Raw genomic sequence first — 25,207 nt, forward strand, 5'->3', positions numbered from 1 at the left:
ACTGGAACATGCCGCCCGACTCCCGGAATGCTTTCATGATCCACATATTGCCGGTTACAGAAGCGCCTCAATCCACACATTGGAACAGCGGATCCGCTTCCTCCCGCCCGCCTCATCCTGCGCCCCGTCAAACACGGCGCACTCCTCGTCCTCCATCCGGTAAACCACAAGCCCCTTAAGCGGTTCAAAACGCGCATTCTTTTCCGTCAGGGATAACAGCATTTCATTTAGCTGAAATTCGTGCGAAGCTTCCTGGATAAACTCGCTCTTTTCCCTGCGAAGCGCCTCCAGATCAATGCGCTGGCTTTTGATAAGCTCCACCATGATCTCCTTAAAAATCTCCACACTGGGAATCAGCCTGCGCCTCTCCTCCCCGCTTAGGGGCCGTTCTGCCAGCTCCTTTAAAGAGCCCCCGCCCTTTTCCATGGCAAAATCAAGAAGACAGGCCAGGCACCCCTCATATTTAAGCCTCTTCTCACGCCGCCGGCGTTCCTGCTCTGCTCTCCAGGTGCCCTCGTCAAAATCAAGCGCCTCCTCTCCGTACTCGTCCGCCTCCCGCCTCCGGCTCATCCGCTGGAAGCGGAACGCCTGGTTCGGATTGTAGCTCTTATCCGGCTCCCGCCCAAACAAGGGGCGCAGAAAATAATCCAGCTCCTCCAGGGACGAGGGCTTTTTTAGCACCTTGTCATACAGGGCTGTCCGGAGCGGGAACCGCTTAATGAACGACATCTGCGAGAGCGCCTCCAGTTCCCTTGTATAGAGCGATTTCAAATCAAAATGGCCGCCCAGGATCCGCTGGTGCTCGTCAATAGCCCTGCCTAAATACGTCTCAATCACCCGCAGGTGTCCGAGCTTTTCCACATCCTCTGGGTCTAAGCGCTTCACATTGATATTCTGCTCCTCCAGCTCCTTCACGCGCTTTTTGACCATATCGCGGTAGTCCTGGAACTTCCTCCCCGTATCGCTGATCGTCTCCAGATTTTCCAGAAGAATCGCCTCGTAATCCTTCACCGAATAGTCGAGCGCATTGCGGCGGATCCTCCCCATGGCCTCTTGAATCTTCTGCATCTGAATCCGAAGAAGGTTGAACACATTTTTAATGTCATCCACAGCCTTATCGTAGCTCTGTTTTTCCAGGTGTAACTGAAAGATCATTTCATGGATGGTCAGCTTTAAATTGCTCTCAATTTCCAGCGTAGACAAAAGAAGGCCATATCCGTCGTCCGTCAGATAATAGGAAGTGCGCTTCACCTCCTGATCCAGATACACAACGCGGTTGGCCACATAATGGATATGCATGATCTGATAAGCGTTCCGTTCAAAATCATAGCCGTCAAAATACATGGCCCTGCCCTCATTGGACAAAACCACATTTACTATAAAATCCCCCAGATTCCTGCATTCCTCATACGAAACCGGCTTTCCGAAATGCTGCGCATTCAGGGAATCGATATACGCCCCGATATCGTCCATGGTGCAGTTCTCCTCCTTTAAGGACTGCTCCATGATATACAAAAGAACCGCCATAATCAGGTTCATCTGCTCGTCAAACCGCGCGAACCCGTACTGCTTCCAGGTCGTCTTCTGGATCCCCTGCGCCGTCAGGACCGCAAACAGGCCCACATTCTTCATCCGCCTCGGAAACTGCTTCAGAAACTCATACTGCATGATCCGCCATCCCCTCCAGACTCTTTAAATCCGAACTATTTAAAATCTCCTGCGGAATATACCGCCCGCCGCTAAGGAGCGCCTGCGCCTCCTTACGCGTTTCCTCCGAAAAAAACGAAAAAAAGCGCCCGCTCATCTTCCGGTTCTGCCCCTCCTTCATAAGCGGAAGCGCGGGAACGGCCCTGCCCTTCGAGAGCATGGCCTCATAGGCCGGGGCAAACGGCCGGATCTCCCACTGGCCCTCAAACAGCCTTGCCAGATTCTCATAGATCACGATGCCCTCGCAGTCCAGATCCCCAAAATAAAGGATCCGGTTCCCGGCCTCCCTCATATACGGCTCCGCCTGCAGGCTGAACTCCTCAAACGAGCGCCAAATCCCCTTGCCGCCCCCGTAAATCAGGGTTCCCACCTCCACGCCAAAAAGCCGCTTCCCGCCCTCGAGGAGAAAACGGCGCATACTGTAAAACGGATCCTTGTTTTCCAGAATCAGAAGATTCTGCGGCACAGCCCTCGTGTGGGCATAGTACGCCAGCGGCTCCGTGGTCGGATACAGGTTCAGAAACGAAAGATTCAGGCCGCACCGCTTAAGCACCGCCGGCCCCTGCTCCCTTGACAGAAACTTCTCGCGCGCCCAGATCTCAAAGCTCCTCTCATTCATCGACTCCTGCGTCTTCAAAAGCTCCCGGCGATGCAGCAGAAAATCGCTGAGAAGCAGCACATATTCCCGGTCCCGCCTGTATGCGGCCGGGTGCTTCAGATAATAATCCACGTCGATCAGCGGCGACAGCTTATAAAGCAGCTCCTCCCTCCGATCGCCGTCATCCTCCGCCGGATCCGCCAGCCAATATTCCCGGTACAGGGCCGGCTTCTTCCCGTTTAAGCCCGACGCCTTCACCGGCTTCGCCTCCCCGGCCTCAAGAAGCCCCAGAATGGTCTGGTACTGGGCGCTGTAGGGAGCGCCGGCGGCGGCGTGGAGGGATAAAAGAGCTTCTAATGAGATGCGTTTCATATGAGCGGCCTTTCATGAGACGGGGTGTCCTGCTGTCTTGTGTCCGTATACTTTTCGATAAAAAACAAAATATTAGCATACGCAAATATATCCATATTCCGGAGCCTGTAACGCAAATAATATAATGCCTTGCACAAATTATCCAGAAAATCACTTTCTTCTGAATCCATTTCATGATAAGTAACCGGAAGAATCAGCCGGCTCTCCGGCTCCTCTAATCCATCGCTGATTCTGTATTGTCCGATAATATTCAGGCCAACATACACAGCCAAATACTCATTGGCCATTAACAGCCTGTGAGGCAAATGCGGTATAAAACGATTTACTTTCAGCACTCTGCTTTTTAAAACAGCATACATCATACATGATGCAATCTTATGTCTGTCAAGCGCCTGCCCGGCTTTTCCATGTAGTTACGTTTTATCTCATCACGTCTTCTCTGATAAAACTTAAAAATCCTGTTTCCTGACAGCTTTCTCTTTGTTTTTTCCTAAAATAATACCTGCATTCTGCCGCTATTTAGTATAACATAAATTACAGTAACATGGAAGCAAAAATCCCGGGGCTTTTAAGCCAGAGTTACTATTCACAAGATATTTCTTAACAGCTCCCTGCGCTGCATGTGAACTATAGTCAATATATGACGAAACTACATGGAGTCGCCAAATGGGCAGGCAGGCATGCTCACTTGGCTCATTGCTCGCGTGAATAAAAAGCTGAACCGCCAAAGAATCTTTCCGGGACGGATGTCCGAATATCCGTCCCGCATCTTGAATATACATAGACCAGAACACAATAAAAAGGAGTCAACCATGGGAAAATCAAGCTACCGGATCCTCATCCGCGCTCTTTTTACCTCCTACATCCTCACCGCCCTGTTTCTCGTTCTGCTGGCATTCGGGCTGTACCGGTTCCATCTAACCGAGCCGCAGGTCGAGATCGGAATCAACGTAATCTACGTTCTCTCCTGCTTCATCTCCGGCATTGTCGCCGGAAAGCTGTCGCGCTTTAAGCGCTTCCTCTGGGGCTTCGCGGCCGGGGCATGTTATTTCCTTATCCTCCTCGGAACCTCGTTCCTGATCAAAAAACAGATCGGAGCCAGCCCAAGAGAGCTCATCCTCATCTTTGCCATGTGCGCAGGCAGCGGAACCATCGGCGGAATGATAAGCTGAAGAACGATTTACAGGCAATTCCGTGACAGTCCCTGACTCATTACAATCCAAATATCTCCGCCTCTGCCCTCTTCCGTATGCAGATCCCTCCCGCAGCGGACTGCATAACGGAAGAGGGCAGTCTATTCCCCTTCTGACGGTATGGAGGTATAATAGAACTTCTAAATGAAAAGCGTTTCATAAGGGGCTTCCTGCAATACAGCATATATAAATGCTATCTTTAACATATGTCTCACAAAAAATCCAGCATTTCCTTAATCCGATGCCTGAGCGTATGTCTGGCAGCAATCTTATCATGTCCGTTCCTTGCAATTGCTTTCCGCTCATCTTCATATGTTAAATAATAATCAATCTTTTTTATAAAATCTTCCTTACTTTCAAATATAACAAAATCTTCCCCCGGCACAAACAGATCTAGAAAATCTGCCTGAAAATTGCTAAGCAGGAACCCTCCAGCACCCATAATATCAAAGGCCCTGAGCGGAATACCGCTTGGAATACTGCGTAGCGTAATATTCAGATTAATTTTACTCTGTTTAAATACCCGCGGCATCCCGTTGTCATAATCAACATACCCATGATTATGCAGGTTCGGCGAACAAAATCCCTTATAGTGGGTAAATAAATCAACCTCATACCTCTGCGCCGCCGCATCCAATAAATCAATACGCTCAATGGCTGTAATCCTCTTATTGATAATATACTGTGCGTAAAAATATTCTTCCCTGGCCATACAATCATCATAAGGATCGCTGCTCTTTAAAGAAACCTTCTTACTCAGATCTTGTATAATGGGAGCTAAAGATTCCTCAATAAAATTATACCCTTGTATTTTCAACTGAGCGGCTATTAGTCCATCCAGATACCCTTTTGTATAATCCGGCAAAACGGAACACATCTGATCATATATATTATCTTTTTCCAAATACAATGAACCAACAAACGAAATATCGTAGATGAAGGGCAGCTGCATCGGTCGATCCATCTGATCCAGGCGTTTTGTATCGACCGCTAAAGGCATGTAATATACTGTGGAAATACCTGCATTGTGAAACTGAAGATAAACCGTCTTATCAAATATATAAATCACATTGCATGGGTTAACTACCGTTTGAGAATACAACATGCAGTACGGACTGTCATAAATCCATGAAACATACCGGATATGCTCTTTATTGCAAACCTTTGAAACTACAGGGAAATAATTTACCTGAAATACAATATCGGGCGTTTCCCTGTGCAACGTCTCTGACAATGACCGCTCAAATTCCTCATCTCCATAGAATTTACTTTCGCTAATCTCAAACGGAAAGCTGATTAGGCTGTGCCCCTCAGATGTAAATGCTTCCTGTACCCCCCCCCCGGCCAATAAACGGCCAGTCCATAAATAGTATTTTCATAGCCAATTCCTCCTTAAATTATAATGATTATTGTATTTCAGGTTCTTTCTGGAAACAACCTGACAGATATTACGAACCACGGCTGAATATCTGTCCCTTTTTTAATATACCCAGACCAAAACATGGCAAAAAGGAGCCAACCATGGGAAAATCAAGCTGCCGGATCCTCATCTGCGTTTCTTTTTACCTACTGTGTCCTTTCCTGCTTCCTTCCAATCCCCCTGCAGCCTCTATTCCCCCTCCGGCGCGCTCTCCTTCTCCTCCTCCGGGGATTCCAGAATGTACACATGAATCTTGTCAATCCGGTTCTTCTCCACATGCTCGACCACCAGACGGACATTTCCGATCGTCACATCCTCCCCCTCCTCCGGCAGATGATCCAGATATCCGATCACCAGCCCGCCGATGGAATCATAATCCTCAGACTCCAGCGAGAGCCCCAGCCGGTCGTTTAAGTCGTCCAGCTTCATCGAGCCCTCTACCACATACTCGTATTCGCCAAGCTCCCTCACCAGCTCCTCCTCGTCGCCGTCGTACTCATCCCGGATCTCGCCCACGATCTCCTCCAGCATATCCTCCAGCGTGATAAGCCCTGCCGTCGCGCCGTATTCATCCAGCACAATCACGATATTCACATCCGTCTTGCGCATCTCCATCATCAGCTCAGACACCTTTTTAAACTCATACGTATACAGCGGCTGGCGCAGGAACTTCCGCACCGAAAAGTCCTCCACATCGCCGCCCAGAAAGATATCCTTAATATTAATCACGCCAATCACATTATCCGTCGTCTCCTCAAAAACAGGAAAACGCGTGTATTTCTCCTCGCGGAACTGATCCATCAGTTCCGGATAAGCGGCGTTTACATCCACAAAGCTCATGTCAATGCGCGGAACCATGATATCCTTCGCAACCGAATCGCCGAAATCAAACACATTGTTGATCATCTTCTTCTCTTCCGATTCAATCACGCCTTCCTCATGGCTGACCTCCACAATCGTGCGCAGCTCATCCTCTGTGATCCCCTCCGCCTTTTTATTCGGATCCACGCGCAGAAGCCGCAGAACCATAAAAGAGAGCTGGTTGACCACCGCAATCACCGGCGTGAGTACCACCATCAGCATATATATAATCCTCGCAAAGCGAAGCGCAATCGTTTCCGCGGAAATCGTAGAGAGCGTTTTGGGCGTAATCTCGCCAAAGACCAGAATCAGCAGAGTCAGTACGCCGGTCGCCAGTCCCACCGCCTCATTGCCCCACAATTTTGTAGCCAGCATGGTAGAGAGAGAAGAGGCATACAGATTTACGATATTATTGCCAATCAGAATCGCGCTGAGCATCTTACTCGGGTTGCCGATCACCTTCAGGACAAACAAAGCCCTGCCGTCCCCGGCATCCGCCAGAGTCCGCATGCGGATCTTATTCACCGTCGTAAGCGCTGTCTCAGACGAAGAGAAAAAGCCAGACAATGCTAATAAGAAAAGTAAAATCAATAATTGTATCGAGTCGCCTGAATCCAAAAAAAATCAACCCCCATTTTATTAAGATTATAGATAATGCTTCGATTCTACAATATTTAGGCTTTTCTGTCAACAGATTGTACGGTTTAGATGCTGCTATTCCATCATATAAACTCTTTGGATAGATCTACACAAATAATGCTGGCCGGGGGAGAGCCGGGAAAAGGACGCCGGGAACAGGCTGCATATCCGACGAACCCCCGCTGCGCTTTTCTCCGAGCGGGAGCGGGGTTCCGTTGGATATAGAACCTGCCGCTGGCGGCCTTTTCACATCCTCCCCGCTTGCGAAATCCCCTCTCCCGATATATAATAGTAAAAAACCGACGCCCCCAAATTTCACACCAAAACAGGAGAACAAACATGAACGCATCCATTTCCATCGACATCGGCGGCTCCACAACCAAAGCCGTCGGATTTACACAATCCGGCGATCTTCTCGGCACGCTCCAAATCCGCGCGGGTGATCCTCGAACCAGCGCATTCGGCGCGCTGGGCCGTTTTATGCACGAACACAGCCTCTCCCTTGCAGATCTCACAGACATCACCCTCACCGGCCTGGGTTCCAGCTTCTTTACCGGCGATCTCCTTGGCATCCCCACCTTCCGCGCCCTGGAGCTTGACGCCATCGGACAGGGCGGCTTACGTCTGGCGGGCCTTAAAGAGGCGCTTGTTGTCAGCATGGGAACCGGAACCGCCTTTGTAAGGGCCGGCGAGAGCGGCTGTATGCATCTCGGGGGCAGCGGCATCGGCGGGGGGACCTTATCCGGCCTGGCCTCCCGTTTTCTTCACCAAACCGAGATCCCGGCCCTGGCCGAAATGGCCGGCCGCGGCGATCGCGCCATGGCGGATCTGCGCATCGGCGATCTCCTGGACGCCGAGATCCCGGCGCTTAATTCGGAGCTGACCGCCGCCAATTTCGGGAAAATCAAAAGCAGCGCCACGGACGAGGACATGGCTGCTGCTCTCTTTAATATGATCTATGAAAATATTGGCGTGATGGCTGTCTTTGCCCTCGCCGGCGACGCGGTCCGCGATGTGGTGCTCACCGGCTCCCTGGCCTGCCTCGCGCCTGCCAGGACTACCTTTGACGTGTTTAACCGCATGCAGGATATCTTCCATGTAAACTTCATCATTCCGCCGCACGCCGCCTTTGCGACTGCCATCGGCGCGTGGGGCGCGACGAAGCGGGGACATTCCGGAAAACAGTAAACCTGGAATGTAAGGGGAAGCTTTACCCCTTCCTCTTCTTCCCCTTACGTCTCTTCCCAAACAATCCCGATACGCACAGCAAAACCGCCCCTGTAAAAATACAGACATCAGCCACATTCAGAACCACCTTTTTCAGCCATCCGGCCTGAACGCTGAAATAATCCACCACATACCCGCGTTTCATGCGGTCATAAAGATTGCTCAGCCCCCCGGCCGTGATCAGGGAAAGACCCAGCCGATCCGGAAAGCGGCTCTGCCTTGTAAGCGTCCAGACAAGCATCCCCGCCGACGCCGATGTGGAAATGAGCGGAAGCTGCTTTGTCAGCTCCTTATAGTTCCCCAGCTTCCCAAAGCAGAAGCCCTGATTGTGGTTCTGGTAAAGCCGGATCCTCCCGTTGGTCCCTTCCAAATCCTTCGGAAACGCCGACGCATCCTGCGCCTCAATTCTTCCCTTCAGAAACAGATCCAGGCCGGACAAACCGGCTGTCAGCCCTAAAAATACCATATTCCTTCCTCCCATCGCTTATTATGTACTCTCGGAATCTCTCTGCACCTGCCTTTGTGGCTGATTTTGTGAGATTCCGGAAGCACATCACTGACTCTTTCGCGGCCGTTCAGGCGCCCTGAACGGCCGCTCTTTTTTCCAACAATATTTTTCCCCGCTGCGCATATATTAATAAAAACCAATTTAAGGAATTTCCCATGCCCTGTGACATAAACCCCGCCTCTGAAGAGCTTGCGGACTTCATCTACCGCTATTACTCCTTTTCCCTGAACGACCTGCTGTCCAGACAGGATATCTGCTATGACTTCGTGAACAGCCAATATATGGTGGTCCACCGCCCGCTCGCAAAAAGCCTGCCCTTATCCTTTATACGCGACGGCTATGATTCCATTCCAAATCTCTACTCCCTCCTCGATTCTGGAAGCATGGAGAGCGCCGGAATCCTGAAAGCCTTTGATCAGCCCCGTCTGAGCTACAGAGGGCGCGGCACCGCTATCGGCATCATCGATACCGGCATCGATTACTTAAATCCCATATTCCGCAACCCGGACGGGTCCACGAAAATCCTCGAGATATGGGATCAGACCATTGAGGGAAACGGGCTTTTAACCGGAACCCTTTTTGACAACATTCACTACGGAACCGTCTTTTCACGTGAGGAAATCAACGAAGCGCTTCGCAGCGACGATCCGTTTTCCATTGTTCCCTCCCGCGACGAAAACGGACATGGAACCGCCATGGCGGCCATCGCCGCGGGAAACGGCGCGGGCGTCCCGGACTTTACGGGCGCGGCGCCCGAAGCGGAACTCGTCATTGTACGGCTAAAGGGGGCCAAGAAATATCTGCGGGACTTTTATCTCATCTCCCCGGACGCGGAAGCCTACCAGGAAAATGATATCATGCTGGGAATCAAGTTCCTGCTTCTCTCCGCCCGCCGCCATAAGCTTCCCATCACAATCCTGGTCGGCGCGGGCACCAATATGGGCAGCCACGACGGCACCTCCCCCCTGGCCCAGTACATAACCGAACAGATCTCAAACCCGGGACAGATATTCGTCCTGGCCGCCGGCAATGAAACAGGCCGCGGCCACCACTATCTGGGGCATATCTCCGCCCAGGAGGACTATGAGGATGTGGAAATGCGGGTGGGAAATGACGAACGGGGCTTTACCTTAGAGCTGTGGGCCCGTGAATCCGAGCTCTACTCCGTGGGCTTTTTATCCCCCTCCGGCGAGGAGATCAGCCGGGTTCCCATCTCTGTCACCCTGGAACGCGAGATCCATTTCCTGCTTGAGGATACAGTCATTTACCTGACCTATACCACCTCTGAGCTGGCCACGGGAAGCCAGCTTATTATCATGCGCTTTGAGGATCCGGCTCCCGGCCTGTGGCATATCCGGGTCTATAATTCCCTGTTCATTGAGGGCCAGTACCACATGTGGCTCCCTGTACACGGCTTTCTGTCAGAGGACACCTTTTTTCTCCAGTCCAATCCTGACACCACCATAACCGATCCCGGCAACACGCCCGGCCCTATCACCACAGCGGCCTACAACCACCGCAGCAACGGCATCTACATCCACTCCAGCCGCGGATTTGCAAGGGGCGGCGCCATTAAGCCCGAGCTGGCGGCCCCGGGAGTCGCCATCAGTGTGCCACAGCAGCGCTTTGACATGACCGGAACCTCCATTGCGGCGGCCCATACGGCCGGCGCGGCGGCCAATCTGCTGTCCTGGGCCGTTCTTGGCGGCAACCACATGAGCATCAACACCCTGATCGCCAAATCCATCCTGATCCGCGGAGCGGACCGCAATCCCAGCCTCACCTACCCGAACCGGGAATGGGGCTACGGGACGCTGAACCTGTACCAGTCCTTTCTAGCCATGCGGGAATAGCTCAAGTATTGCATGAATTCGCGGGTAAAAACGCCTGATAGTCGTCTCCATCTGTGCGTCTGCGATGCGACGGCGCAGCGGGGCCCGCGGCTGTCTGTAACTGTGTACGCCCCGGCAGGGATGCTCAGATGCGCCGTCATCCCTGCCCCCGCATCTCGATCATGGGGCCGCCGCATTTTTCCAGATAGGATCTCGTGATTACCACAGAGCCGATATTCGGATCCTTGGGAATCTCATACATGATATCCAGCATAAATTCTTCAATAATGGCGCGCAGCGCCCGGGCGCCTGTCTGTTTCTTAAGCGCTTCCTCCGAGATCCAGTCCAGGGCGCCGTCCTCAAAAACCAGCTTCACCTCGTCGAGCTCCAGAAGGCGGGCATACTGCTTTATGATCGCATTCTTCGGCTCCTTCAAAATCCGCACCAGGAGCTCTTTTGTCACGCCGTGCAGGGGAACCAGCACCGGCAGACGTCCCAAAAACTCCGGGATCATGCCAAAGGCGCGCAGATCCTCTGTCGTGGCCCGGCTTAACAGATCCGGATCCTCATCGTACTCATCCCGCAGGCGCGCATTAAAGCCCATGCCCACAGAGCGGGATAACCGCTCCTTGATGATATCCGCCAGATCCGGAAAAGCCCCGCCGCAGATAAAGAGTATATGATCCGTGTTCACCGTCGCCAGCGGCGTCAGGGCATTCTTCTGGTTTGAGCCCACCGGAACCTCTATCTGGCTTCCCTCCAGAAGCTTTAAAAGCTCCTGCTGCACGGACTCCCCGCTCACGTCCCGGTTCGTAAGATTCTTCTTTTTGGCAATCTTGTCAATCTCGTCAATAAAAATAATGCCGTGCTCGGCCTTCTCCACATCATTGTCCGCCGCTGCCAAAAGCTTTGACACCACGCTCTCAATATCGTCGCCGATATAGCCGGCCTCTGTCAGAGAGGTCGCGTCCGCGACGGCCAGCGGCACGTCAAGAAGCCTGGCCAGCGTCTTTACCAGATACGTCTTCCCGCTTCCCGTGGGGCCCAGCATCAGAATATTTGACTTCTCAATCTGAACCTCATCGTCCTTTTCCGTCTCCTGCCCCTTAAGGAACACCCGCTTATAATGGTTATACACGGCAACGGAGATCGCCTTCTTCGCCTTCTCCTGCCCGATAATATACTCATCCAGGCGCGCCTTGATCCGGTGCGGGGCCGGAACGTCCTTCATGGTAAATTCCGGCTTTTTCTTTTCCGTCCCCTTTTTCTTAACCTTGTTCTTCTGCGGAATCTCCGCCGCTCCCGGCGCAAGGCCGGAAATATCGCTCAAATTCAGATTCATATAGGGCATATTCTGAAGCTTGCTGAAATCAATCCCGCCCTGTGTCACAGAATCAAACGCCTTCTGCATACAGGCATGACAGAAATTCATCCCGCCCGGCATACTGATCATCGGTCCCGCCTTGCTCTCCGGACGGCGGCAGACATAGCAAATCTTTTCAAACGTCTCCTGTCCATCCTGCTGCGTATCCTTTTCCTGCATATAGCGCCTCCTCATGTCTGCTTTGTCTGCACGTTTCTATCAGTATACAATAATTTTGCTTCTGTTTCCAGTGCTTTCACTGTCTTTTGCAGGAAAATCCTAACAGTTCAGCCTTCGACTCTGCGAGGTGTTTTTTGTGAGCGAAGGTCACAGAAAACCCGAGGGCAGCAAGCGCGAAATTGTGCAGAAGGCACAATTTCTGTGCATCATTTGTTGCAGTTTAGCCGGAAGGCTGAACTGTAACGGAAAATCCGGCGGCGGACAAAAACGGCCCGCCCCGTGATCACCCACCGGGCAGGCCGCGCATCCATTTCCCTACTGTACATTATCTTTCTTGAATCCCAGCGTAATCTTAACCTCCCGCTCTATATAGGATCCATTCTCCAGGCTCTGCACGGTCAGGGTTACTTCTGTTCCGCCTTCGTAATACGTCAGCATCCTCTGAAGATCATCCCCTGTCTTCACCCGCTCGCCGTCAAACTTTGTGATGATATCGCGCTCCCGCAGATCCGAAGCTGCCGCCGCGCTGCCCTCCACGATCTTGTAAATATAGATTCCCTCCGGCATGCCGTACGCCCTGGCCATGCGGCTGTCAATGTTCTCGAGCTGAATTCCCAGGTAGCCCTGTTCTTCCTCCTTTACCTCAATCTTGGTGGTCTTTGTCATCAGCTCATTGATGATATCCTTTGCAAACGAGATCGGGATCGCATATCCGATGCCCTCTACATCCGTATCCGCATACTTCGCCGCATTGATCCCAATCACCTCGCCCTGCATGTTCAGAAGCGCGCCGCCGCTGTTTCCGGGATTAATCGCCGCGTCCACCTGGAGCAGGGTGCGATCCATATTGTCAATCTTTACCACCTTGTCGAGCGCGCTGACATAGCCCACTGTGACTGACTGCCCCTGGCCGAGCGCATTTCCGATGGCAATGACGCCCTGGCCCAGCTTCATCTCATCCGAATCTCCCAGATCCGCGATCTGAATCTTTGCCCTCGTCTCCTCCGGGATATCAGAGAGCCGCACCGCAATCACCGCCAGATCGGAATCCGAATCCGTTCCCTTTACGGCTGCTTTTACATTCGTATTGTCAATAAAATTTACGGACAGCTCGGAAGAATCCTGCACCACATGGTTATTTGTCACGATCAGGAGCTCCTCGTCATTTTCACCCGCGATAATGCCTGAGCCGCTGCCCGGCACCTCATACTGCTGACGGCCAAAGAACCAGTCCTCCTGCGTGTAAACCACCTTATTGTTGATCGCCACCACAGAAGGCATTGCCTTTTCCACAATCGCCGACACATCATTTCCCGTGGAAACGGAAATCACCGGAGCCGGAATGGCTGCCTCTGCTAAGGGCAGGCTTTCATCCGCTGAGGTTGTCTGGACCTCCGCCCTCTCCTTCTCTGCAAAATAGCGCTCCGATAACCGGTTCACCCCGGTCATCACACCGCCTGCCACGCATCCGAACAACACTCCGGCCGCCACGATCCCCGCTGTCCGTTTCAGCAGATATCTTCCGCGCTTCGTACGCCCATACCCGGAATCCGAAGGAATATAGCTCTGATCCGGCCGCCCGTCTGATGAGCGCGCGCCGCTGTCCGAAGCATAACAGCCTGTCTGGCGTCTCCTGTACGGAGAAGAAGCGCTGTCCGAATACGCCCCTTCCGTGTAGTTCAGATCCCGATCCAGCCGATCCTCTCCGGATCCCGCGCCGCCCTGATAAGTTTCATTTCTGTTATTATTTTCGTACATCATCCATTCTCCCTTCCATATCTATTTATAGCGTCTCTTTTTTCCTTAATTCCTCTTCTCATTCTCATTTACAGTTCATAGTTTATCAGTCTTTTGTGATGGAAGTGTGAAAAAATAATCATAAATGTGTGAAGAGCGCGGATTTTCTCTTGCTACCTGCCCTCTGCTCCTGTATACTAAAGCGTATTGGAAGGGAGTACATGCAAACATAAAGGAGGCTCTATGAACACACCTGCAACCGTTCATATAAAAAAAGGAGAGGCCCGCGCCTTAAAGGCAGGCGGCATGTGGATCTATGACAATGAAATTGACCGCATCGAGGGAAGCTTTGAAAACGGGGATATCATAACTGTAGCTGACTTTGACGGCTATATACTGGGTTACGGCTTCATCAACACCCGCTCCCGCCTCACGGTCCGCATGCTGTCCCGGAAGAAGGACGCGGTCATTGACCAGGCTTTCCTGGAAATGAGAATCCGCAATGCCTGGGAATACCGCAAGCAGACCGTGGACACCGAAAGCTGCCGTATCATTTTCGGGGAAGCTGATTTCCTGCCCGGCATCGTCATCGACAAGTTTTCCGATGTGCTGGTCGTTGAATCCCTGGCACTCGGAATCGACCGCCTGAAACCCGCCATCCTCTCCATCCTGCAGAACGTCCTTATAGAGGACGGCGTCAAAATCCGCGGCATCTATGAGCGCAGCGATGCAAAAGTCCGCCTCAAGGAGGGCATGGAGCGCTTTAAAGGCTTCATCGGGGAGCCCTTTGACACCAATGTCGAAATCCGCGAAAACGGAATCCGCTATCTGGTCGATGTCATGGACGGGCAAAAGACAGGTTTTTTTCTGGATCAGAAGTATAACCGGCTGGCCATACAGAAGCTGTGCCGCGGCAAGCGCGTGCTTGACTGCTTTACTCACACCGGATCCTTTGCCCTCAACGCGGCCGCCGCAGGAGCCAGGGAGGTCATCGGGGTTGACGCCTCGGAGCATGGAATCCGCCAGGCTGTTAAAAACGCGGCCTTAAACGGTTTCTCAGACCGGGTATCCTTTCTCTGTGCCGATGTATTTGAGCTTCTCCCCAGGCTGGAAGCCCAGGGCGAACAGTTCGATGTCGTCATCCTCGATCCCCCGGCCTTTACCAAATCGAGAAATTCTGTCAAAAACGCGGTCAGGGGCTACCGTGAAATCAACATGCGCGGCTTAAAGCTCGTCAGGGACGAAGGCTTTCTGGCCACCTGCTCCTGCTCCCACTTTATGACGCCAGAGCTGTTCACAGAAGCCGTCCGCCAGGCCGCTGTCAGTACGCGCCGGCGCCTGCGCCAGGTCGAATACCGCGCCCAGTCGCCTGATCACCCCATCCTCTGGAGCGGGGACGACGCGTCCTACTATCTGAAATTCTATATTTTTCAGGTCTGCCGGGACAGGTAGGCCGGCTCCGCGCAAAAAAGGGCCCATACCATTTTCAAAATCACCTGCGAAAGAGACCGCCATCTAGTACAGCATTGCGTAAATAACGGTGAATATCAGCGCCTGATATTTGTGTCAGGGCAAGGCGGAGGAGGGAGGCGATGCGGTGGCATCGTTGACTGACGACAACGCGGCGCTGGCGCAAAGAGCAGGCGCTGAATTCATCGTTATTTACGCAATGCTGTACTAGAGCGTGTTTGAAAAATGCTTTCTGCCAGATGTGCGTTCCGCTTTGTGGGAGATTTGTGCCAAATGAACGCGGCGCAGCGGGCTGCGTTAAGTGAATTTGGCACAAATATTCCGCAAAGTGGGGCGTGCAGATGGCGGGAATGAATTTTCAAACACGCTCTAGCATCTTTAGACCATCTTAATACAGATACAAATACTCTTTTACCCTCTTTATCTCTTTTATCGTATGATACAGATACGATAAAGACGTATAAGGAGGGTCATTGATTATCTATGAAATCAATCCTTTTAATCGGCCTCGGACGATTCGGAAAACACATTGCCATTCATTTGAACCATCTAAAACATCAGGTCATGGCAGTTGACATAGTGGAAGAACGCGTAGACAATGTACTGCCCTATGTGACCAATGCACAGATCGGCGACAGCACGAATCCGGATTTTATGGAATCCCTGGGAGTCCGCAACTTTGACGTGTGTATTGTCGCTATCGGAAACCATTTTCAAAATTCACTGGAAACAACATCCCTGCTCAAAGAACTGGGAGCCAGGCTGGTGGTTTCCAGAGCGGCCAGGGATGTGCAGGCCAAATTCCTCCTGCGCAACGGCGCGGATGAAATCGTCTACCCGGAAAAACAGCTTGCCAAATGGACGGCCATCCGCTACACCGCTGACCATGTCCTTGACTATATCGAGCTCGATGAAGAGCACGCCATGTTTGAAATCCCGGTTCCGGGTAATTGGGCAGGCCGGACAATCGGTCAGATTGATATACGAAAAAAATTCAACATCAATATCATGGGCGTCAAAAAAAACGGAAAGCTGGAGCTCTCCGTCTCTCCGGATATCATGCTGGAAGCCGAAGAAACCATGCTGGTGCTTGGACGGAGCAGAGATTTGCAGAAATACTTCCGGATATAGAAGCGAAGCGCAGGAAACCGCCCGCCGTTTTGACAGCGCCGATACAGGGAAAAGGAGGGGGACATATGCGGGAAATGGTATTGCTTGCGGCCCTTGCCGCGGAATTTACCTTTGGATATTTTCTTATGAAAAAACTGGATTACTTTATCAGCAGCAATTCAGATAACCCTGAACCGTAGCCTTTATTTAGTAACAGTTCAGGCAACCTGAACTGTTACGGCATCTGCCCATGAAAATCGCTTCGCGATGGGGCAGACGCCTGCTGCCGCTACGTTTTCGTACGGTCAGCGCAGCAGGTGCGCAGACCTATCTGAACTGTTACCTTTATTAAACAAAACGAAAAGGAACAGAAACCGTAGTTATAGAAATTACTGTCAATGAATGTTATAATAAAGGAATATCAGGATGGGAGGTAACGGCATGGAGCGGCAGGGACACACACCAGGAGGGCCTTTGAGGGCAGACATGCAAAAGCCCCCGGCCAAGGAGTATGGAACATTGAAAATCTTCTTTGGGTATGCCGCAGGCGCAGGAAAAACCTGCGCTATGCTGCGCGCCGCGCGCCGCGCCGAAGCGCGCGGCGTCGATGTTGTGTCAGGCTATATCGACTCGCATGACAGGCCCCAGACCGAAGCGCTCTTAAAGGGGCTGGAACAGCTTCCCGTCAGGCGGCTCCTGCGCGGCGGAAGCGCTCTGAGCGAGTTTGATATCGACGCGGCCCTTAAGAGGAGCCCGCAGTTGATCCTGCTGGATGACCTGGCCCATACAAACGCGGACGGATGCCGCCATGTCAAACGCTATCAGGACGTACAGGAGCTTTTGAAGGCAGGGATCGACGTTTACACCACTGTCAATGTGCAGCATATCGAAAGCCTGAACGATAAGGTGGCTTCCATAACCGGAATATCCGAGCAGGATCGGATACCGGATTCCATATTCGATCAGGCAGATCAGGTTGAGCTTGTCGATATTGAGCCCGAGGAGCTGCTGGAGCGCCGCGCCGGACAGGAGCCGCCCAAACAGCACAAACCGTTTCCTGTCTTTACCGTCCAAAACCTGACCGCCCTGCGCGAAATTGCCCTCCGGCGCTGCGCGGACAGGATGAATCTGCTCACTGAGCATGCCCGTATCAAAAGCCAGAGCGGTTACCTCACGGACGAACATATCCTGGTATGCCTCTCCTCATCGCCGTCCAATGCAAAAATCATCCGCACAGCGGCGCGGATGGCCACGGCATTCCGCGGGACCTTTACCGCCCTGTTTGTAAAGACGCCGGACTCCTCAGCCATGGACGAGGCTGACAAAAAACGGCTGCGCGGCAATATACGCCTTGCCCGCCAGCTCGGCGCCGCCATTGAAACGACATATGGCGACGATGTCCCCTACCAGATTGCAGAATTCGCCCGCCTTTTTGGCGTGTCAAAAATCGTGATCGGACGCAGCACTGCCACGCGAAAAAGTATCTTCAGCAAACCAACACTGACCGAACGCCTGATCGCCTCCGCTCCGAATCTGGATATCCATGTGATTCCGGACGCCAGCGTCGGCGGCCGCTATCAAAATCACAAAAAAAGAAGGGCGCCATCTGCAGCCGTTCCCGCGCGGGATATCGGAAAAAGCATTCTCGTCCTTCTGGCCGCCACCCTGATCGGCTGCGCCTTCTACCGGTTTGGCTTTACAGAGGCCAATCTGATCGCTGTGTATATATTTGGCGTCCTTGTTATCTCTGTGATCACTACAAACCGCCTGTGCGGGCTTCTGTCCTCGATCGTAAGCGTCATGGTATTCAATTTCTTTTTCACGATACCGCGCCTTACCTTCCATTTTTACGATCCGGATTATCTGGTCACCTTTACCATCATGTTTATGGTTTCCCTCTTTACCGGCTCGCTGGCTACCAAACTGAAGGACAACGCCAAGCAGTCTGCCCAGGCTGCATTCCGCACTAAGATCCTGTTTGAGACGAATCAGCTTCTGCAAAGGGAACGCGACGAACCGTCCATGATTGCCGCGACCGCAGAGCAGCTCACAAAGCTGCTGAAACGTGATCTGGTGATTTATTTATCTGACAGTAATGGCCTTTCAGAGCCGTGCGTCTACCGCGCGGCGGACAGCGATCAGGCGGATCTGACCTCCGGCCAGGAGCAGGCCGTCGCCCTCTGGGTGCTCCGCAATAATAAGCATGCCGGAGCGACTACCGACACCTTAAGCAGCGCCCAGTGCCTCTACCTTGCCATCCGCACCAGCCAGCAGGTGTACGGGGTAATCGGGATATCGATGAAGGATGCACATCTCGATTCCTTTGAAAACAGCGTTCTCCTGTCTATTCTCGGCGAGTGCGCCCTTGCCCTTGAGAATATTAAAAATGCCCGTGAAAAAGAGGAAGCGGCCATCCTCGCGAAAAACGAGCAGCTCCGGGCAAACCTTCTCCGGGCGATTTCCCACGATCTGCGCACGCCGCTGACCTCGATTTCCGGCAACGCCAGTAATCTGATGACCAACTACCAAAAACTGGACATGGAGACGAAAACACAGATTTTCACTGATATTTATGATGATTCCATGTGGCTGATCAACCTGGTGGAAAATCTTCTGGCCGTAACAAGGATTGAGGAAGGCCGCGTAAACTTAAAGCCGGCCGCGGAGCTGATGGACGACGTCATAGGCGAGGCCCTGCGCCATGTAAACCGCCGAAGCGTGGAGCACACGATCCGCCCCGCCAGCTCACAGGACTTTATCCTTGCTCAGATCGATGCAAAACTGATCGTTCAGGTGCTAATCAATATCATAGACAACGCCATCAAATATACGCCCGCCGGCTCGGTCATTGAAATCCATACGCAGCAGACAGGGAAATGGATCATCGTATCCGTTTCTGACAACGGACCCGGAATATCAGATGAGCAGAAGCCGCGCGTGTTTGATATGTTTTACAGCGGCGCCAACAAAATTGCAGACAGCCGCAGAAGCCTGGGACTGGGACTGTCGCTGTGCAAGTCCATTGTCACCGCTCACGGCGGCGCTATTTCCGTATCGGACAATCATCCGTGCGGCGCTGTTTTTACATTTACATTACCTGCAGGGGAGGTAGAACTGCATGAATAAGCCCTTAATATTAGTCGTGGAGGACGACGCGCCTGTGCGCAACCTGATTACCACCACGCTGAAAACCAATGATTACCGCTATCTGGTCGCGTCCAATGGCGAAACTGCCATTTTGGAGGCCGCTTCCCACAATCCGGATATTGTCCTGCTGGATCTGGGCCTTCCGGATATGGACGGCGTGCAGGTCATTAAGAACATCCGTTCATGGTCAAATCTTCCCATCATCGTTATCAGCGCCAGAAGTGAGGATTCCGATAAGATCGAGGCTCTGGACGAAGGAGCGGACGACTATCTGACAAAACCGTTTTCTGTCGAAGAACTGCTCGCAAGACTGCGGGTAACCCAGCGCAGGCTGGCTTTCATGAATGCCGACAGACTGGCCGCCAGCTCCGTCTTTGTCAACGGCAGGCTGCGCGTTGATTATTCCAGCGGATACGCCTCCCTAGACGGCCGCGAACTGCACCTGACGCCGATCGAATACAAGCTTTTGTGCCTGCTTTCCAGGCATGTGGGAAAAGTTCTGACACATACCTTTCTCACACAGAATATCTGGGGCAGAAGCTGGGAAAACGATACGGCGTCCCTGCGCGTTTTTATGGCAACCCTCCGCAAAAAACTCGAATCAGAGCCGGATTCCCCACAGTATATCCAGACGCATATCGGCGTGGGATACCGCATGATGAAAATAGAATGATCGCAAAAATCGGGGAGGGACAACACTTCTCCCCTCCCCGGCGCGCGGGCCGCGCACCGCATCAGCGGCAAAATTACGCTGCACAGAGCCATATAAAAAAGTCCGATAAATCCGGACTTTTCAAAGAGCACGAGACGGGATTCGAACCCGAAGCGGAAGCTTTATTCTATATAGGGTTTAAGGTATCGTGTGATATTTCGTGTGATACTTTGAAATATGCGATACTTAACCGGAACTTTTGTGATGAACATATGGCCTGAAAAATAAAAAGGAAAATGGATTAAAAAATTTAAAATATCTATGTATCATTCGTGATCTGACACAACAACTTGTACATGGTTGGCGAAAGGTTGGCGTTGACTGCCAACGCCGGCAGAATATATTTATGATGGAGGTTACGAATGAAAAGAGCATTAACGGAAACGGAAAAGAAAGCTATAGAAATTGCTAAAGATATATACCAGTATCACCTTGGACTGGTCTGGCAGGATATCGAAAATCCCTTTTATGATGACCTGCCATTTCCTGAAAAAGAACTGGCGCGGGCTCTCATACACCTGTATAGCTTTACCTTTGCCAGGATACTACAGGTTCCGTATGAGCCACAGGGCTGAAATTTATGGCTGAAACTCTGATGCATAGCTGCCGCTGTCTGTAGATAGCGGCGGCTATCATTGCTTCATAAAACCGGCAAGTTTTACCACCTACCCTCTATTACAGAAACTTTGCACAGGGAACGGCATCACTGCCGCCTCTTGTCGTGGGAGATTTTTCAAAAGAAAAGAGCGGTGGCAAGTCCCGCTCTCATTTTTATTCCTTTTCTTTATCTTCCTTTACTGCTAAATCGATCAGTCCATCTGAATGTTTTCTGATCTCCCGATTCAGTTCGTGTACTTCCTCAATGGATGTGCATTTATCTGTTGCTGTGGTTATTAACCATGTTAAAAACCTTACCTGTTTATCTGTCATTATCTCCATTCCTGCCTCTCTTTCCGTATTTCAGATTTACTTGCCCCATCTGATAATATCATTATAAACTAATTTTGGTTTATTGTCAACGGAAAAATTAAATTTTTTTTGGTTTATTTTCTACATACTTTATTATATTTCCCGGTTGCATATCTAATAATTCACAAAGCTGTTCCAATGTCTTTATTCCTATCATTTCCCCTTTTCTCAACTTCTGCATAGCGGATTGACTAAGTATATTTTCCCTTAATATTCTAGTGCTATTATACCCTGATTCCTTCAGCGTTTCTATCACATCTATTTTATATGCCAGCATAAATGAACCTCCTTTCTTCCATTCTAATTTGATATTAAATAAAAGTCAAGAAAAATAATCCAAATAAAGTTTAAAAGTATTTGACATTAAACCAATATTGGTTTATAATAGACTTATCAAAGGAACGGAGGACATGGAAAATGACAAAGGCAGAGAAAGAACTTAAAGCATTAACAATCTTAGCAAAGCAGGCTACCGATAGGAAAAATACAAGACCTTACATCAGCGATACAATTTCCCCTTACATCAGAAAGAGAATTTCAGATCTGATAAGAAAAGAGATTGAACTTCTTATCACCGATAAAGAACTCGGAGTTATCACCGATAAGCAGTTAGAGGAAGAAGCAGGCATTTTGAGAGTAGTTTATAAGAGTTTATAGGAGGCATCTATGGATAAGGATTTATCATTGGAAATTATGCATCACAGGTTTAGCAGTAAAAATATCAGGAAAAGCACTGGACATCTATGTTTGGCATACGGTATGGAACGAAAAGAATATGAAAAATATGTTAAAGACGGTATGCGGCAGGAAGCGGAAATGTTAAAGAAAATGCAATCTTAACCCACACCGCCCTCCTGGCGGGGTTGCGCCGGGAGAAAGAAGGGAAGATATGGAAGGATATACAATCAGATGTGGCGGACACAATTATGTAACCCTTGAATGGAATGGAAAATTTATTTTCTGCTTAGACAACGATATGCACTATGCGGAAGAAATAATATACAATACCGAAAAAAGAACAGGAATAAGTTTTCAAGACATTCCAATCAAAGGAAGAAAAGACGATTTTCAAGGATTAAGATTTTTTAACGGCGGCTGGAAACGGGATTTTTGGAATAATTTTCCAAGCAAAAAAGAAATTGAAGGCTATATGAAAACGAAACATGGCATAGTTAGATAACTAAGACAAGTAAGAATCCCGTCCCTGCCGGGTAATGCAGGGAGAAAGCGAGAAGGATATGATAAAAAGTTATGCTGTGGTATTCCAGAACCAGAGAACCGGCAAGGTCGGAATGGACATATTTTCGGATGGCTCTCCCGGAGCTGTACAGAAAGATTTTTTCGACTGCTACAGACATGGAAGTTATAGAATTCTAAGCGTTACAGAAATCCCCGAAATTGGAAAATGAGGAGCGGCAATCCTGCCGCCCTCCTTCTTATCATCCCTGCACGTCCCATACGTGCAGGGCCCCATAATCCGTACTGTGCCAGCACGCGCCCTCCAGCGGCCCGCCGGCCGTGTTGTCCAGAAAATACCAGTCGCCCGGTTCGTCCCCTGACACGACCCGCTCCCCGTTCCAGCGCTGCCAGCCAGTAAGCATGTACCCGTCTTTTCCAAACAGATACCAGTGATGATTGATGAGCAACCATTTATTTGCCGCCCACAGGCCGTTATCCTCTTTATACCTGTATTTCCCCTGTGCATCCTTTTCCCATCCTGTTTCTGCAGGTCCTGGGGCTTCCGGGGCCGTTGCTTTGGATGCATAGTCAGGGATGCCGTAGCCCCTGATATACCGCCCGTTTACAGCTATCTCCCTGTACTCAGCGGCATCGTTTTTATTTCCCTCAATTACCCTGATTTTATTCCCTGATACTGATACCGATACCACGATGCCGACATGATCCGGCCAGCCAGTGCAGTCCCCCGCCCCGCCATCGTCCCAGTCATAGAAGATATAATCCCCCGGCAACGGAATATAAGCGTCATCCTCCACCCACCGGCCCATCTTACGGAATAATTCGATCATCTGCCCGCATCCGCACTCCACAGGGATAATATCCGTATATCCGGCAGCGATGGCCGCAGCTGATCCAAAAGTTGCACACCAGGCGTCTGTGTACTTTACCCTGTATCCCCTGGCGAGGGGAGCATGTCCATTGTAGATGTCTATAATCTCCCGGTGCGAGCCGTCTGACTCTTTGCGTCCACACCATTGTGTGGCAACTGAGACTAATTTCTGCCTTGCCTGCGCTTCTGTTATGCCGCCTCCAGCCATTTTTCCGGAACAACGCCTGTAAATCTCCCGGCCATAGCCTGCGCGTTTTTGTTTTACTGCCTCTGACTGATCGGCCGGCCTCTCATACTGAGTTAATACAATGTCCGAAGCTGCCCGGATATCTGTCGCCGTTTTCAGTGCCATAAGGACACCTTTATAGTGCGCTTTCAGCTCATAAAGCGCAAATTTAAGCTGCATAGCGGCATCGCCGACAGACTTGCCGGCCGCCTGTGCAAACTCCAAAAGCCCTTTCTTCCGCGCCCGGTGTGTCCATTGTGCCAGCCCGTACCCCGCACAGTCCCGGACAAAGCCTGCGTAGCTTCCGGAATCCACCGCCGCCGTATAGGTATCGTCTGTAAATCCCAGCTTTTTCTCGTAACTGTTCTGCAGGTTCCGGGGATTCAGCCCGCTTTCGGCCTGGAAATGCCCGAGGAGGGCGGCGGCCCCGTGCTCAGACAACCCCTCTGTTACCAGCAAATCAAACATCTGTTTTTCTTTCATATTTCCCCTTTCCGGATCAGAAAAAGCCCGGGCTCTGATACCCGGGCAGGCTGATTCCGCCTGTTATTTTTCATTCCCTGACATATCCTTTTTCAAATTACAGCGCTCTTTTAATTCACAGTCTTCACAATTCTGGTCTTTGCAGACCAGGCCGTTTATTTTACCCTCAATTGTCTCATCCGCGATCTGTAATGTTTTTATTAACCAGGCCGGTACTTTCTCCGGCATGATCACATAAAGGTTTTCCAGGATGCTTGTAAGCTCATTTACAAGCATAACAGCGGTAACATACCATCCGATCAACATAGCAAAATCCAGATGGATCCCGATGCTGAAACCGATCTCCCGGATTCCCCACCCAATTAAAAACGCGGTTCCGATCATAACAAAATACATAAGCTTTTTAATTGCCCCCTGCAGGCCCGTCCTAGAATTCCAGTCCCGCAGGAAATACTTTGCCTTAATCCAGCCCGTCATGTAATCCGTTACAACGGCGGCCATAAATAAGATGAGGATAACCGGTACCCTCCCTAATGCCGCCGCTGCTGCTGTGCAAATTGCTGATACTCCTAATTCTGCCGCATCCGGCAGTTTGGCCGCTATAATATAATCTTTCATCGCTCTGCGCCTCCTTTTTCGTAAAAAAATAAAGCCCAAACGGCTCTTACTGTTCGTTTTCAATCAATTCCCGGACAGCCGCCCTCCAGCGGGCGGGCACATCCTCCAGAACCATTTTCCCGGATTTTATCCGCATGACATAAAACGCTGCCATTATTCCCCACCTCCCATCATGCCGGCCAGCTCTTCGATCGCCCCGTTCTGGACTTCCTGTCCCTCCTCCAGGGCCTCCAGCCGCCTTTCCTCCGCCGTTTTCTCACGGATGTTAAAGATTGTATGTATTGCCCCATCCGCGGCCACAGTGGACGTTTCAGATATCAGCAAAAGGTTATTGTAATTCCCGACCACAAGCCCGGAGCCGTTGAGGATCTGCGCCTGTGCGAGGTTTGCATCGGTCAGTTTGCCCCAGGCGGCCAGCATGTCCTCCCGGCTGGCCGATGTGACCTGCAGCGCCCCAAGGCTGGCCCCCGCATCTAGGACGATTTCCGTCCCATCCTTTAATAACAGTCTGTCTTTATTCATTTCAAGACTCCTTTCCGCGCATCCTGCGCTTTTTAATTTTGTTGGTTACATTTTTACCGGAATAAACGTTTAATAATTAGAGGGCCCTTTTAGATGACAAGGGAATGAAATAATTACAAAAAGGGCGGCGCATTGGAGATTTCGCTCCCATTCAGCCCCGCCCGTCTCACTCGGTTAAATTGCTATTATCGTTTTACTGGGCATCCACCACAGCGTTGACAGATGTTCCAATAAACTTTGCCCAT

General features: G+C 51.0%; 26 protein-coding genes. 12 read left to right on the forward strand and 14 right to left on the reverse strand.

All coding sequences use genetic code 11. The features are described from left to right. Positions 1-54 precede the first annotated feature (54 nt). Both NFS31_RS06730 and NFS31_RS06735 read right to left on the reverse strand, forming a co-directional pair. The gene (locus NFS31_RS06730; RefSeq protein ID WP_251492843.1) at positions 55-1,668 is read right to left on the reverse strand and encodes a hypothetical protein; all 1,614 of its coding nucleotides are present in this window, start codon (positions 1,666-1,668) and stop codon (positions 55-57) included. Continuing rightward, the gene (locus NFS31_RS06735; RefSeq protein ID WP_251492845.1) at positions 1,658-2,677 is read right to left on the reverse strand and encodes a Wadjet anti-phage system protein JetD domain-containing protein; all 1,020 of its coding nucleotides are present in this window, start codon (positions 2,675-2,677) and stop codon (positions 1,658-1,660) included. The genes NFS31_RS06730 and NFS31_RS06735 overlap by 11 nt, the downstream gene beginning before the upstream one ends. Before the next feature lie 812 nt (positions 2,678-3,489). On the opposite strand from NFS31_RS06735, the gene NFS31_RS06740 reads away from it, so the two are divergent. Further along, on the forward strand, positions 3,490-3,849 hold the full coding sequence (locus NFS31_RS06740; protein WP_251492847.1) for a TIGR04086 family membrane protein: 360 nt from the start codon (positions 3,490-3,492) through the stop codon (positions 3,847-3,849). Between the two features lie 232 nt (positions 3,850-4,081). Here the strand turns inward: NFS31_RS06740 and NFS31_RS06745 are convergent, their stop codons facing one another. Both NFS31_RS06745 and NFS31_RS06750 read right to left on the reverse strand, forming a co-directional pair. After that, on the reverse strand, positions 4,082-5,104 hold the full coding sequence (locus tag NFS31_RS06745; protein WP_251492849.1) for a CgeB family protein: 1,023 nt from the start codon (positions 5,102-5,104) through the stop codon (positions 4,082-4,084). 375 nt (positions 5,105-5,479) lie between these two features. After that, on the reverse strand, positions 5,480-6,769 hold the full coding sequence (locus tag NFS31_RS06750) for an HlyC/CorC family transporter (protein WP_251492851.1): 1,290 nt from the start codon (positions 6,767-6,769) through the stop codon (positions 5,480-5,482). 360 nt (positions 6,770-7,129) lie between these two features. Here NFS31_RS06750 and NFS31_RS06755 point away from each other — a divergent pair, with 360 nt between their 5' ends. Then, positions 7,130-7,978: an acetate and sugar kinases/Hsc70/actin family protein gene (locus NFS31_RS06755; protein WP_251492853.1), complete on the forward strand. Its 849-nt coding sequence runs from the start codon at positions 7,130-7,132 to the stop codon at positions 7,976-7,978. A gap of 22 nt (positions 7,979-8,000) precedes the next feature. Here NFS31_RS06755 and NFS31_RS06760 read toward each other — a convergent pair whose 3' ends face one another. Next, positions 8,001-8,483: a signal peptidase II gene (locus tag NFS31_RS06760; RefSeq protein ID WP_251492855.1), complete on the reverse strand. Its 483-nt coding sequence runs from the start codon at positions 8,481-8,483 to the stop codon at positions 8,001-8,003. 197 nt (positions 8,484-8,680) lie between these two features. Between NFS31_RS06760 and NFS31_RS06765 the strand changes: the two genes are divergently transcribed. Continuing rightward, the gene (locus NFS31_RS06765) at positions 8,681-10,378 is read left to right on the forward strand and encodes a S8 family peptidase (protein ID WP_251492857.1); all 1,698 of its coding nucleotides are present in this window, start codon (positions 8,681-8,683) and stop codon (positions 10,376-10,378) included. A 136-nt stretch (positions 10,379-10,514) separates the two neighbouring features. Here NFS31_RS06765 and clpX read toward each other — a convergent pair whose 3' ends face one another. Together clpX and NFS31_RS06775 are read right to left on the reverse strand one after the other, a co-directional pair. After that, positions 10,515-11,915 carry an ATP-dependent Clp protease ATP-binding subunit ClpX gene (gene clpX, locus NFS31_RS06770; protein WP_416389430.1) on the reverse strand — a complete coding sequence of 467 codons (1,401 nt, stop codon included), beginning with the start codon at positions 11,913-11,915 and terminating at the stop codon, positions 10,515-10,517. A gap of 300 nt (positions 11,916-12,215) precedes the next feature. Beyond that, positions 12,216-13,658 carry a S1C family serine protease gene (locus tag NFS31_RS06775; protein ID WP_251492896.1) on the reverse strand — a complete coding sequence of 481 codons (1,443 nt, stop codon included), beginning with the start codon at positions 13,656-13,658 and terminating at the stop codon, positions 12,216-12,218. A 222-nt stretch (positions 13,659-13,880) separates the two neighbouring features. Here NFS31_RS06775 and NFS31_RS06780 point away from each other — a divergent pair, with 222 nt between their 5' ends. Beyond that, entirely contained in the window at positions 13,881-15,089 is a 1,209-nt protein-coding gene (locus NFS31_RS06780; RefSeq protein WP_251492862.1) for a class I SAM-dependent rRNA methyltransferase, read from the forward strand. A 206-nt stretch (positions 15,090-15,295) separates the two neighbouring features. Here the strand turns inward: NFS31_RS06780 and NFS31_RS27405 are convergent, their stop codons facing one another. Further along, complete coding sequence (locus NFS31_RS27405; protein ID WP_416389431.1) at positions 15,296-15,469, reverse strand: DUF6783 domain-containing protein; 174 nt, start codon at positions 15,467-15,469, stop codon at positions 15,296-15,298. Between the two features lie 121 nt (positions 15,470-15,590). Here NFS31_RS27405 and NFS31_RS06785 point away from each other — a divergent pair, with 121 nt between their 5' ends. From NFS31_RS06785 to NFS31_RS06800, 4 genes are all read left to right on the forward strand, one after another. After that, on the forward strand, positions 15,591-16,238 hold the full coding sequence (locus tag NFS31_RS06785; protein WP_251492864.1) for a potassium channel family protein: 648 nt from the start codon (positions 15,591-15,593) through the stop codon (positions 16,236-16,238). Positions 16,239-16,658: 420 nt separating this feature from the next. Next, positions 16,659-19,343 (forward strand): ATP-binding protein, encoded by a 2,685-nt coding sequence (locus tag NFS31_RS06790; protein WP_416389432.1) that lies wholly within the window; start codon positions 16,659-16,661, stop codon positions 19,341-19,343. After that, positions 19,336-20,037, forward strand: coding sequence for a response regulator (locus NFS31_RS06795; protein WP_251492866.1), 702 nt, complete (start codon positions 19,336-19,338; stop codon positions 20,035-20,037). The genes NFS31_RS06790 and NFS31_RS06795 overlap by 8 nt, the downstream gene beginning before the upstream one ends. A 401-nt stretch (positions 20,038-20,438) precedes the next feature. Further along, the gene (locus tag NFS31_RS06800) at positions 20,439-20,651 is read left to right on the forward strand and encodes a hypothetical protein (protein WP_251492868.1); all 213 of its coding nucleotides are present in this window, start codon (positions 20,439-20,441) and stop codon (positions 20,649-20,651) included. A 196-nt stretch (positions 20,652-20,847) separates the two neighbouring features. Here the strand turns inward: NFS31_RS06800 and NFS31_RS06805 are convergent, their stop codons facing one another. Next, the gene (locus NFS31_RS06805; RefSeq protein ID WP_251491266.1) at positions 20,848-21,015 is read right to left on the reverse strand and encodes a hypothetical protein; all 168 of its coding nucleotides are present in this window, start codon (positions 21,013-21,015) and stop codon (positions 20,848-20,850) included. 88 nt (positions 21,016-21,103) lie between these two features. Next, positions 21,104-21,322, reverse strand: a complete 219-nt coding sequence (locus NFS31_RS06810; protein WP_251491269.1) for a helix-turn-helix domain-containing protein — start codon at positions 21,320-21,322, stop codon at positions 21,104-21,106. Between the two features lie 140 nt (positions 21,323-21,462). Here NFS31_RS06810 and NFS31_RS06815 point away from each other — a divergent pair, with 140 nt between their 5' ends. From NFS31_RS06815 to NFS31_RS06830, 4 genes are read left to right on the forward strand one after another with little or no spacing between them, the layout of a single operon-like run. After that, positions 21,463-21,702 carry a hypothetical protein gene (locus NFS31_RS06815; protein WP_251492870.1) on the forward strand — a complete coding sequence of 80 codons (240 nt, stop codon included), beginning with the start codon at positions 21,463-21,465 and terminating at the stop codon, positions 21,700-21,702. 9 nt (positions 21,703-21,711) lie between these two features. Then, positions 21,712-21,885, forward strand: a complete 174-nt coding sequence (locus NFS31_RS06820) for a hypothetical protein (protein WP_160303074.1) — start codon at positions 21,712-21,714, stop codon at positions 21,883-21,885. Positions 21,886-21,934: 49 nt separating this feature from the next. Continuing rightward, positions 21,935-22,225 carry a hypothetical protein gene (locus tag NFS31_RS06825; RefSeq protein WP_160303075.1) on the forward strand — a complete coding sequence of 97 codons (291 nt, stop codon included), beginning with the start codon at positions 21,935-21,937 and terminating at the stop codon, positions 22,223-22,225. 58 nt (positions 22,226-22,283) lie between these two features. Then, positions 22,284-22,454 (forward strand): hypothetical protein, encoded by a 171-nt coding sequence (locus NFS31_RS06830; RefSeq protein WP_160308777.1) that lies wholly within the window; start codon positions 22,284-22,286, stop codon positions 22,452-22,454. A 30-nt stretch (positions 22,455-22,484) separates the two neighbouring features. Here NFS31_RS06830 and NFS31_RS06835 read toward each other — a convergent pair whose 3' ends face one another. From NFS31_RS06835 to NFS31_RS06850, 4 genes are all read right to left on the reverse strand, one after another. Beyond that, the gene (locus tag NFS31_RS06835) at positions 22,485-23,822 is read right to left on the reverse strand and encodes a phage tail tip lysozyme (protein WP_251492872.1); all 1,338 of its coding nucleotides are present in this window, start codon (positions 23,820-23,822) and stop codon (positions 22,485-22,487) included. A gap of 63 nt (positions 23,823-23,885) precedes the next feature. After that, a complete protein-coding gene (locus NFS31_RS06840; RefSeq protein ID WP_251492874.1) occupies positions 23,886-24,440 on the reverse strand; it encodes a phage holin family protein in 555 nt (184 codons plus the stop codon). A 46-nt stretch (positions 24,441-24,486) separates the two neighbouring features. Beyond that, the gene (locus tag NFS31_RS06845) at positions 24,487-24,594 is read right to left on the reverse strand and encodes a CD1375 family protein (RefSeq protein ID WP_251492876.1); all 108 of its coding nucleotides are present in this window, start codon (positions 24,592-24,594) and stop codon (positions 24,487-24,489) included. Next, complete coding sequence (locus tag NFS31_RS06850; RefSeq protein ID WP_251492878.1) at positions 24,594-24,962, reverse strand: hypothetical protein; 369 nt, start codon at positions 24,960-24,962, stop codon at positions 24,594-24,596. Before NFS31_RS06850 ends, NFS31_RS06845 begins: the two co-directional genes overlap by 1 nt. Between the last annotated feature and the right edge of the window lie 245 nt (positions 24,963-25,207).

It is taken from the genome of Otoolea muris (assembly GCF_943193115.1).
GTDB classification, from domain to species: Bacteria; Bacillota; Clostridia; order Lachnospirales; family Lachnospiraceae; genus Otoolea; species Otoolea muris.

What these genes read in the sequence shown, in the direction of transcription:
- NFS31_RS06730 (WP_251492843.1), bottom strand. Translation starts at nt 1,668, where the DNA reads ATGCAGTATGAGTTTCTGAAGCAGTTTCCGAGGCGGATGAAGAATGTG.
- NFS31_RS06735 (WP_251492845.1), bottom strand. Translation starts at nt 2,677, where the DNA reads ATGAAACGCATCTCATTAGAAGCTCTTTTATCCCTCCACGCCGCCGCC.
- NFS31_RS06740 (WP_251492847.1), top strand. Translation starts at nt 3,490, where the DNA reads ATGGGAAAATCAAGCTACCGGATCCTCATCCGCGCTCTTTTTACCTCC.
- NFS31_RS06755 (WP_251492853.1), top strand. Translation starts at nt 7,130, where the DNA reads ATGAACGCATCCATTTCCATCGACATCGGCGGCTCCACAACCAAAGCC.
- NFS31_RS06760 (WP_251492855.1), bottom strand. Translation starts at nt 8,483, where the DNA reads ATGGTATTTTTAGGGCTGACAGCCGGTTTGTCCGGCCTGGATCTGTTT.
- NFS31_RS06765 (WP_251492857.1), top strand. Translation starts at nt 8,681, where the DNA reads ATGCCCTGTGACATAAACCCCGCCTCTGAAGAGCTTGCGGACTTCATC.
- clpX (WP_416389430.1), bottom strand. Translation starts at nt 11,915, where the DNA reads ATGAGGAGGCGCTATATGCAGGAAAAGGATACGCAGCAGGATGGACAG.
- NFS31_RS06775 (WP_251492896.1), bottom strand. Translation starts at nt 13,658, where the DNA reads ATGTACGAAAATAATAACAGAAATGAAACTTATCAGGGCGGCGCGGGA.
- NFS31_RS06780 (WP_251492862.1), top strand. Translation starts at nt 13,881, where the DNA reads ATGAACACACCTGCAACCGTTCATATAAAAAAAGGAGAGGCCCGCGCC.
- NFS31_RS06785 (WP_251492864.1), top strand. Translation starts at nt 15,591, where the DNA reads ATGAAATCAATCCTTTTAATCGGCCTCGGACGATTCGGAAAACACATT.
- NFS31_RS06790 (WP_416389432.1), top strand. Translation starts at nt 16,659, where the DNA reads ATGGAGCGGCAGGGACACACACCAGGAGGGCCTTTGAGGGCAGACATG.
- NFS31_RS06795 (WP_251492866.1), top strand. Translation starts at nt 19,336, where the DNA reads ATGAATAAGCCCTTAATATTAGTCGTGGAGGACGACGCGCCTGTGCGC.
- NFS31_RS06800 (WP_251492868.1), top strand. Translation starts at nt 20,439, where the DNA reads ATGAAAAGAGCATTAACGGAAACGGAAAAGAAAGCTATAGAAATTGCT.
- NFS31_RS06805 (WP_251491266.1), bottom strand. Translation starts at nt 21,015, where the DNA reads ATGGAGATAATGACAGATAAACAGGTAAGGTTTTTAACATGGTTAATA.
- NFS31_RS06810 (WP_251491269.1), bottom strand. Translation starts at nt 21,322, where the DNA reads ATGCTGGCATATAAAATAGATGTGATAGAAACGCTGAAGGAATCAGGG.
- NFS31_RS06815 (WP_251492870.1), top strand. Translation starts at nt 21,463, where the DNA reads ATGACAAAGGCAGAGAAAGAACTTAAAGCATTAACAATCTTAGCAAAG.
- NFS31_RS06820 (WP_160303074.1), top strand. Translation starts at nt 21,712, where the DNA reads ATGGATAAGGATTTATCATTGGAAATTATGCATCACAGGTTTAGCAGT.
- NFS31_RS06825 (WP_160303075.1), top strand. Translation starts at nt 21,935, where the DNA reads ATGGAAGGATATACAATCAGATGTGGCGGACACAATTATGTAACCCTT.
- NFS31_RS06830 (WP_160308777.1), top strand. Translation starts at nt 22,284, where the DNA reads ATGATAAAAAGTTATGCTGTGGTATTCCAGAACCAGAGAACCGGCAAG.
- NFS31_RS06835 (WP_251492872.1), bottom strand. Translation starts at nt 23,822, where the DNA reads ATGAAAGAAAAACAGATGTTTGATTTGCTGGTAACAGAGGGGTTGTCT.
- NFS31_RS06840 (WP_251492874.1), bottom strand. Translation starts at nt 24,440, where the DNA reads ATGAAAGATTATATTATAGCGGCCAAACTGCCGGATGCGGCAGAATTA.
- NFS31_RS06845 (WP_251492876.1), bottom strand. Translation starts at nt 24,594, where the DNA reads ATGGCAGCGTTTTATGTCATGCGGATAAAATCCGGGAAAATGGTTCTG.
- NFS31_RS06850 (WP_251492878.1), bottom strand. Translation starts at nt 24,962, where the DNA reads ATGAATAAAGACAGACTGTTATTAAAGGATGGGACGGAAATCGTCCTA.